The following is a 9,276-nucleotide window of genomic DNA, read 5'->3' on the forward strand; positions in this document are numbered from 1 at the left end:
TACAACGGTAAATTGTATGAGTAGTGGCAGATTGCGTGGCACTTTCCTGTCAAACCGCTACGCAGTTTGAGCGGGCTACAAACCTTAAAATTTAGCACATCGCCTGCCATTACTTATACAAAATGTTGTAAGCAGTTTTTATTTGTTTTTCTCTGTAATTTCAAACCTAAATTTCCCAAGCTCCTTTGATTTATTTCCAGGACCTGAAATCATATCAAATTTAAGGTCAATATTAAAAATCTTTGAAATCTTATTTGATTGTATGTCTGTATAAAAAACTGATAACTCGATAGAAGGAAAGTTAATGTATATAGCTTTAGGTTTCTCCACTAATAACTGTCCAGCCATATAAAGCCAATATAAATCTACAAAGTAGGAAGGAACTACAATTTCCGTCTTTCTGTTTTCATTAGAATACGGTAATATGAAGTTAAAACTTCTTTCTTCATTGTCTTCTTCAATATCGTATGTCCATTCAACATTCAATTCTTTAGAATCCACACTTAGAATATTATCTTTCATCCTCCACCAAACCTCTTGATTTTCACAAATCACCTTTTCTGCTTTATCAAAGTCAAAATCCCATTTCCATTTTATATTTTTTGCAACACCAAATCCTATGTTATTAATGTCCATAGTTAATTGATTAAAACCACCAATCGAATCACCTTCATTTTTTCTTTCTCTGTAAGTGTATAAGAAGTTTGTTTTTATTTCCTCGTCATAATCACCTTGATAAACATAGAAGCTAAAATCTGCCATATTAATATCAGGATGATAACTGTGTAGTCTTTGCTTTTTTATTTCATTAACAGTGAATAATGCAATTATAGCAGCTATAAATGCGACACTTGCAATAACAATATTAATCCAGTCAGCTGTGGATATTGTCAGCAAGCAGTTTAGGAAAATTGAATTTGTCATTTTAAGTTTATTTCATTTAATGTTCTCTATCAAAGTTGACTCAATGTTTCATAGTTCGCTCAAATTGCTTACAACGGTAAATTGTATGAGTAGTGGCAGATTGCGTGGCACTTTCCTGTCAAACCGCTACGCAGTTTGAGCGGGCTACAAACCTTAAAATTTAGCACATCGCCTGCCATTACTTATACAAAATGTTGTAAGCAGTTTTTATTTGTTTTTCTCTGTAATTTCAAACCTAAATTTCCCAAGCTCCTTTGATTTATTTCCAGGACCTGAAATCATATCAAATTTAAGGTCAATATTAAAAATCTTTGAAATCTTATTTGATTGTATGTCTGTATAAAAAACTGATAACTCGATAGAAGGAAAGTTAATGTATATAGCTTTAGGTTTCTCCACTAATAACTGTCCAGCCATATAAAGCCAATATAAATCTACAAAGTAGGAAGGAACTACAATTTCCGTCTTTCTGTTTTCATTAGAATACGGTAATATGAAGTTAAAACTTCTTTCTTCATTGTCTTCTTCAATATCGTATGTCCATTCAACATTCAATTCTTTAGAATCCACACTTAGAATATTATCTTTCATCCTCCACCAAACCTCTTGATTTTCACAAATCACCTTTTCTGCTTTATCAAAGTCAAAATCCCATTTCCATTTTATATTTTTTGCAACACCAAATCCTATGTTATTAATGTCCATAGTTAATTGATTAAAACCACCAATCGAATCACCTTCATTTTTTCTTTCTCTGTAAGTGTATAAGAAGTTTGTTTTTATTTCCTCGTCATAATCACCTTGATAAACATAGAAGCTAAAATCTGCCATATTAATATCAGGATGATAACTGTGTAGTCTTTGCTTTTTTATTTCATTAACAGTGAATAATGCAATTATAGCAGCTATAAATGCGACACTTGCAATAACAATATTAATCCAGTCAGCTGTGGATATTGTCAGCAAGCAGTTTAGGAAAATTGAATTTGTCATTTTAAGTTTATTTCATTTAATGTTCTCTATCAAAGTTGACTCAATGTTTCATAGTTCGCTCAAATTGCTTACAACGGCTTAGGCTAGGAAAAGTTGCGATTGGTAAATCGTACTTTTCCGCCGTTTGTAATGTTGTTTAAATTTAGTTTAATTTTTCTATTTAGCATAATGAAGCAATTTTTTTTAGCCATTGTTGGCAACTGGCTTTTATTGGTCAAAATATCCACCAACTCCCATAGCAGACCAAAAACTATATCTAACGTATTTATTCCTTCTTTTTTCTTCTGGAATTTCTCTAATCGCTTGTTGCATTAAACCTGAAATAAAATTCCTGCCTGCCAAATGCACTATTGTTAATTCGCAAATATGAATATAGTTTGGAATTAATATTTTAAGAAATTCTGATAACGATTGTCTTTCTAATTTACTACCTTTAAAATCAAGCTCAATACTTGGTGCAAGTACATCAGAGTTTGCAGCTAATTCGAAGTCGTAGACTTCAACACCTTTAAGTTGATGGTCCAAAGCGTTTCTTAAATTTCTGATTACAGTCATAAATTCCAAAGTTGATTCAAGAAATTCGGTAAAACTGTCCTTTTCTCCATATTTTCCCTTTATTAAATCACAAAGTTTCGGAAAGTGAGATTGCTGAGTTAGTCCATCATTTGGATAAAAGATGGTGATAATTTTCATTAAAGTTTGCTCAATATGGTCCGCCTTTTGAAAGATTGTAGTGCAACGGTTTTTAGCATTTCCAATTGAAGGAATCGAATAGCTTACTGGTTTGTCCCTTTTTGATTCATATTCAGCCGATACTTCTTCTTCTTTCTTTAGGTAGCTATTTATCTCACTTTCTAGAATTGCTAATTCTTGAATCAAGTCAAGTGTAAGATTTAAAGCTTTCGGGATTTCCACAGACTCATCAAATTTACCCTTATTAAAAAGTGTGTTAGCTGTTAAGAAAACTTTAGAAACCATTTCGGATTCAGAGCCTTGATCAATTATTAATTTGTGGATGTTATTTGGTAGTTTGATGTTTGTCCTTTCTGGGTCGATGTCGTCAGCCATTATAAACTCATAAATAGATTTTTCTTTTAGAATGATCAATCTTTCTCCGATTTTAATCATTTGCATAATAGCTCCATCTTCTTTCGTTCCGATGTCAGCCATTCCGCCTGATTCTCTTTTTCTATCTATTGGTCTTTTTTCTTTCATTTATTTTCTGTTGCTTTTTTCAGCTTGTTGCCAACGGGTTTGTATATGATACGTTGCGTGGTTTAGCGTGTAATTTAGCAAATAAAAATCGAATAGAAAATCCGTGAGGATTTTCGTAAGTAGGCTCTCACTAGCAATGGATTATATACGTTGTTAGGCACAGTTATTTTCTTTTTTTTCGTGTCGTTTTCTTTCTTACACCTTTTCTTTTATTTATTTCCTTTTGCAATTTTTCCAATTCAGTTTCTTTACTGTCATAGAGTTTGCTTAAAGAGAAATCTAACAATTCATAGGCGTCTAAAAGGTCATTACGTTCTAATTTTCCAATGTGACTACCTGTATTACCAATCCATTTAATAGCTAAAAGAAAATCAGCAACTTGTTTGTTTTTTTTCTTGTACTCAACAATTCTTTCGTGAAGTTTTAATCTTCTTCTGCCACCTTTTTTTATTGCTATTGTTTTATTTACTTTTTGTTCGTTTAGCAGTAATTCAAGTGAAGTCCTTACCTTATTTGCACAAGACGGAAGGTCAAACCAAAATAGTTTAAAAGAGTCATATATTTCATTTCTGACTAATTCTGGACAATTTTCTGAAATCTGAAAAATTTTTAAAGTAGGATGAAAAAAAGTTGGTGTGTACTCTTCGTTTAATGCTTCTTCATATTCGTTTGAGATATGGTCGTAAAAATGCACGTGTTCAACATTTCCATATCCTGTCATTGTTACAGTTTCTCCACAACTACTGCATTTTAAAATTCCACTAAAAATCAGATGAATCCATTCGATTTCCCAGTATTCGTGTTCACGATTATCTAAAGAGTTGGCAGTTTCGGTGGAATGAAATTTATCTTTTTCAATTTTTAATGCAGAACTATTACAGTTTGGGCAAGGCCATTCAATTTTGGATTTTTGTAAAAACTTTATTTTATTCCAATCTCTAATTTTCATATTTATGTCCTAATTGTGCCTAACGGTCTTGTATATGAAAAGTAGCGGATTTTAGGTACTAAATTTTCAGTTTAATAATGACCTTTAATTTATTCATTTTCTTTTGATTAAGCGATTAAACCGCTATTTTTTATATACGTTGTTACCCAACGTATTAATTACAATATGTGTCAAATTTCCTCTTAATAACGGGTATACCAATTTTCAGCATTTCTTCAGATAGTATTGAGAAATTCACCTCTGAAGAAGTGCCGTCTATGTAAGAGAAATAATAGTCAAATCTAATCTCTTTATATAGTTCACTCAAGAACTTTAAATTTTTTTCATCATTTGTTGCTATATAATTCTTATATACCAAATAAGCTAAATCTTTACTCGTTACTTTTTCAAGGTTTTTAATTTTTCTTTTTTGGCTATTAGCTTCTAATGATGGTCGAATATCCATTCTATCTCTTTCCATACTGATAAACAAAATTTCATTTTTTGAATATGCATTAAGTTTCCATTTTTTATCAATAGGTGCTGTTTGATAAGCTAATGTTGTCATTTCAGCTAAATCTTTTCTTATTTTTTCATCAAATTTTGCCATTTCCTCTGGACTTGGCTTTTTGTTCTTCTTAAATTCCTTTTCTTGCTTACCTTCACCCATAACTAAATCCTGATTTATAAAGATTTTTGGGATGTAAAACAATCCAATCTTATAATCAGATTCGATATTCATCAATAATTCAAAATTCCTTGTTTTCCATTGAGCAGATTTAGACATTTTTGATTCACTTGAACCAAATTTAACAGACATTGTTTCGTAAAGATTCTCAAAAAAATCTTTGGCATATTTTTCTTTTTCAAAGTTATATTCTCCTTCTGCTTCTTTTGTTAGACCAACCATAAATATATTCCCTTCTTTATCAAATACTAAACTTTGTTTTTCAAATCCGAAATCTTTTAATTCGTGTTCTTTTGAAACTTTACACGCATCAAAAGGAATCCCAAGTACTGGTTTAGCATCTACAAGATTAACGCGACTTAATCCAAAATCGTCAATAGTTTTTGTGAGGTCAATACCTAAAAACTCATAGTTATTTCGATTTCCTTTGGAATATATTCTTAAAATGTTTCTTTCGATTTCAAAACGTCCGAATTTGGATAAAGCAGATTGACCAAATAGCAAAGGTGCATTATCATTGTCTATCACTGTTGCGCTAACGTCTCTAATAAATATGTCCTTAATCTTAATTTCTCTTATTATTATTTTTGTTCCTTCTGAAATTGAACCGTCAGCAATTTGATATTTTTGAGTTCCTATAATATCTTCTTCTTTTAAAAGTCCTTGTTTAGCGAGAAAATTTGCTTCCGTTTTTGAAATTGAAATATCTGAAGCTCCTGTATCAAAAATGAATTTCATTTCAATTCCATTTACTTTGCAGGGAATTTGGTAAACTCCGTTGACTTTTTCCATTTGTACAATGGTTTGTGAAAAGGTGTTTTTAAAGGAAAAAATCAGAAAAAAGGCAAAAAATATATTTTTAGTCATAATGTTGTTCTATATGTTGGGTAACGGTTTAGAATATGAAAAGTTGCAAGTTTGAAAACGCAATTTTCCGTTGTTTAAAATTAGTGATTTTTGTTTTAATAGTTTTCTATTTTGTTCAATTAAGCAATTTTTTATATGCATTGTTGGCTGTTGTATTTATAACAATTCTGGTTTTATAATATAAGGTTTGATTAATTCTTTAATTCTTTCTCCAGCAATTACTTCTGATATTCCAATAATATTTTCATTTCTCTCATTAAATATCCCGCAAATTCCGACTATGCAAGTTCCTTTATTTTTCTTGATATAATTATCAATCGAATCTCTTACAAATTTTCCTAACTGTGAATTATTGAAGTGATTACTATAAATTGCTAAAATTCTTGGTTCATTCGGAATATTCTTAATGTTTTTAATACAATCATCAATTAAGATTTTTGAGAAAAAAGAATAAACTTTTTTCTCAATAAATGCCGAAAATTGAGAACAACTAAAAACACCACTTTTAGAATTGTATTTAAACTTATTTGATGAAAAAAAAGATTCTGTTTGTTTTGAAGATATTCCCATACTTGATAAGTTAGAATCTTTGATGAAAAGTGATAAAGAATAAACTAAATAATCTTTATTACGATTAAAAACTAATCCGTTAGGGAAATCAGGCATAGCTTGATAATAAAATTTTGAAAACACTCTTTTAAAATATTGAAATTCAGAATCAAAATCTTTTGGTTTAACTTTGTTTGAAACTTCTTTTATTCTTAACTCAATAATCAAGTGTTTATCTGGAATAACCGGAAATAACTCTGATAATTTGTCGTAAAAGTTTAGTAAAGAATCAAATATCCTTGGAAATCTAGATTTTATTTCAATCGGAATTCTTTTATCTCCCTCAATTAACATTCCGTCTGGAAATTTTTCATATAAGTTACAAACATTATAATTTGAAAATAGACTATGTAAACCGATATGACTATAAATCTCATTTACAGTTTCTATTCCATTAGTTGACATTAATCTTTTTATAGATTCGTTTAGAATTTTTTCTTTTTTTGATTGTTTAGAAATTACTCTAATAAATTCTAAAACCATTAAAAGTTTGTAAAACTCTATTTTGCCTTCAACTTCTCCTTTTTTTGAATTAAGTTTAAATGTTTTTTTTAAGATTTGTATAAATTGTTTCTCGGATACAATTTTCTCATCAACTAATTTTTCAATTTTGTTGAAATCGTTGCTAGGAATTATTTTCTTGAAGTAATCTAAATTCATCTCAATATTACAGCCAACGGTTTAGGCTATGTTGTCGTTGTGGAAAAATCGGTAAGATTTTTCCGCCATAGCAATAACTTTAGTAAATATACGAGGATTTTCTGAAAAAGAAAATCCGCCACAATGCAATATAGCCATTGTTAGCATATTTAGCGACACGTTCTGCTGAGCATTGAATTTTTCTATTATCTGAAATTTATCAAACATACTAATTTTTCTCATTTAGTTTTTTCTCCACTATAATTTTCACGTTTTAAAGGAAAAGTTTTGAAATTTCTCAGTTTATTGCAATTACTCATTTTAAAGATATTCGGATTCGTTGCTCAAAATCTTAACCGTTTCAATGCTCAATTCCGGAGTGGAAGTCAATCTGGAATTTTTCAGGTTTGTACATATTTTTCATTCAAAGCAAATTCATTCCGATTCAATTCTCATTCCGTTTTGAGTATAAATCACTCAGAAATTTCTCGGTTTAGTACAATTTTTTCAGTAGAAACTCAATTCTTTCCGCTTTCATTGCTCAAATCTGACCGCTACAATTTTCATTCCGAAATATTGCTAAAAATCATAGTTTTCAATTAACTTTTTCAACTTTAATTTTTCTGACCAAAACTCAGTCGAGCTATTTATGCTAACGAGTTTGTATAAGATTTGTGCGACTGGAAAATCGGAGATTTTTCGGTTGTAGCAAATCGGTTTGTTACAATTTTTTTATTTTTAATTTTGTACTAATTTAAGCATAAATTTTATACGGTGTTGCCTAACGTTTTATTAATCAGTTTATATTGTTTAATATCCATTCCCATCCATTAGCTATATAGTGAAATCTATATTCTATTATTCCTAATATTGTTATTATTAAAATAATCCACCATCCAATATTTTTGAAGATCATACTCAAAAATCCCTTTTTTCTATTGTTTGATGTTTTCTTTTCAATTGAATTATCTTTATTGTTATTTATGTTGAGTTTTCTTTGTGGAACAACTTTGTATTTTCTTTTTTCTGACTCATAAATAAATCCTTCATCTTCCAAGTCTCGTAAGGCTTTAATTTCGATTGAAGATGTGTCTTTAGTAAGTCCAAAACATCTTTCCTTTATTTCATTATAAACTTTTTCTTTCGCCCATCTATCAAGTCCTTTGATACTTGCATCTATCCCATCTTGAGACAAGAAGTAAATCATTTCATTATTTTGCTTTTCAAATTCAATCAATTTTAACTTTTGTAAATTTTCAAAAGCTGGTTTAAATTCGGTTGTGATTGGTAAGTCATATCTCAAACTCATAAAATCAGCTTTTCCTCTTTTTAGTAGCTTTTTCAAAATGAGTTCTTCCATATCAAATATCTTTTATCTTTATAATTTGTATCTATTTCGTAAATGTTTGGCAACGGTTTAGGCTATGTTGTCGTTGTGGAAAAATCGGCAAGATTTTTCCGCCATAGCAATTATGTTAGTAAATATACAAGGATTTTCTGAAAAAGAAAATCCGCCACAATGCAATATAGCCATTGTTAGCTAAAGTAACTTAATCAAACAAAGTTGGATTTATCAATTTTAGTTCAAATTTAACCGATTCATTGCTCAAATCTGACGATACAATTCTCATTCCTTTGTGTGTTTTTAAAATTCAATTTTTCAATTAGTAATAATTAAGAATAGTAACTAAAACAATCAAAAAATCTTTCTTTTAGAGTTTCACTTTTCAAGTTTAGTACTAATTATAAAAAGAAAACGAATTATTTAAAAACTCAATCATTGATGAATTTTTCAGTTTAGTAGAAAAGATGAAAAGCAACTAAAACAATCTAAAAATCATTCAAACGAATATGTTCTTTTCAGTTTAGCAGAAAATTAGCTTAAAAAACTAAAAATAAGAGAAAAACTCCCACGAAACGAAACTCAACTCAACGAATTCAACTCATTAAATTTCTCAATTTAGCAGAACTTAAGAATAGGAGAGAAGAGTTCTCAGAGAAAATCTCAGCCGTAGCAGAAATTTAGTTTTAGAAGAAAAATAGATCAAAAACTCATTCCGGAATAGTGCTCAAAATCGGACTAATTTTCAGCTTTAATAAATCATTATTTTTGAATAAAAATCTCTCAGCCGAGTTCTTCGCACGTTATTTTAGCTAACGGTTTAGGCTATGTTGTCGTTGTGGAAAAATCGGTAAGATTTTTCCGCCATAGCAATAACTTTAGTAAATATACGAGGATTTTCTGAAAAAGAAAATCCGCCACAATGCAATATAGCCATTGTTAGCTAAAGTAACTTAATCACACATAGCTAGATTTTTCATTTTAACTCATCTTTAACCGATTCATTGCTCAAATCTGACCGTTTCAACATTCACTCCGCAATATTGCTCAAATTCAGTTGAAAGAAGTTGT

The 9,276-nt window shown here is 29.7% G+C and carries 8 protein-coding genes; all 8 read right to left on the minus strand.

Going from position 1 to position 9,276, the window contains the following annotated elements; all coding sequences use genetic code 11:
• Positions 1-138 precede the first annotated feature (138 nt).
• Positions 139-897, minus strand: coding sequence for a hypothetical protein (locus HGB55_RS14175; RefSeq protein WP_168817612.1), 759 nt, complete (start codon positions 895-897; stop codon positions 139-141).
• A gap of 234 nt (positions 898-1,131) precedes the next feature.
• Positions 1,132-1,890 carry a hypothetical protein gene (locus tag HGB55_RS14180; RefSeq protein ID WP_168817612.1) on the minus strand — a complete coding sequence of 253 codons (759 nt, stop codon included), beginning with the start codon at positions 1,888-1,890 and terminating at the stop codon, positions 1,132-1,134.
• A 234-nt stretch (positions 1,891-2,124) separates the two neighbouring features.
• Positions 2,125-3,132 carry a hypothetical protein gene (locus HGB55_RS14185; protein ID WP_168817614.1) on the minus strand — a complete coding sequence of 336 codons (1,008 nt, stop codon included), beginning with the start codon at positions 3,130-3,132 and terminating at the stop codon, positions 2,125-2,127.
• A 163-nt stretch (positions 3,133-3,295) separates the two neighbouring features.
• On the minus strand, positions 3,296-4,081 hold the full coding sequence (locus tag HGB55_RS14190; RefSeq protein WP_168817616.1) for a DUF4145 domain-containing protein: 786 nt from the start codon (positions 4,079-4,081) through the stop codon (positions 3,296-3,298).
• A 154-nt stretch (positions 4,082-4,235) separates the two neighbouring features.
• Entirely contained in the window at positions 4,236-5,540 is a 1,305-nt protein-coding gene (locus tag HGB55_RS14195) for a TIGR02281 family clan AA aspartic protease (protein WP_168817618.1), read from the minus strand.
• A 231-nt stretch (positions 5,541-5,771) separates the two neighbouring features.
• A complete protein-coding gene (locus HGB55_RS14200) occupies positions 5,772-6,884 on the minus strand; it encodes a hypothetical protein (protein ID WP_168817620.1) in 1,113 nt (370 codons plus the stop codon).
• Positions 6,885-6,905: 21 nt separating this feature from the next.
• Positions 6,906-7,106 carry a hypothetical protein gene (locus tag HGB55_RS14205; RefSeq protein ID WP_168817622.1) on the minus strand — a complete coding sequence of 67 codons (201 nt, stop codon included), beginning with the start codon at positions 7,104-7,106 and terminating at the stop codon, positions 6,906-6,908.
• Positions 7,107-7,659: 553 nt separating this feature from the next.
• Positions 7,660-8,223 carry a hypothetical protein gene (locus tag HGB55_RS14210; protein WP_168817624.1) on the minus strand — a complete coding sequence of 188 codons (564 nt, stop codon included), beginning with the start codon at positions 8,221-8,223 and terminating at the stop codon, positions 7,660-7,662.
• Positions 8,224-9,276 lie beyond the last annotated feature (1,053 nt).

This window comes from Lutibacter sp. B1, assembly GCF_012524075.1.
In the GTDB taxonomy this organism is placed as follows: Bacteria; Bacteroidota; Bacteroidia; order Flavobacteriales; family Flavobacteriaceae; genus Lutibacter.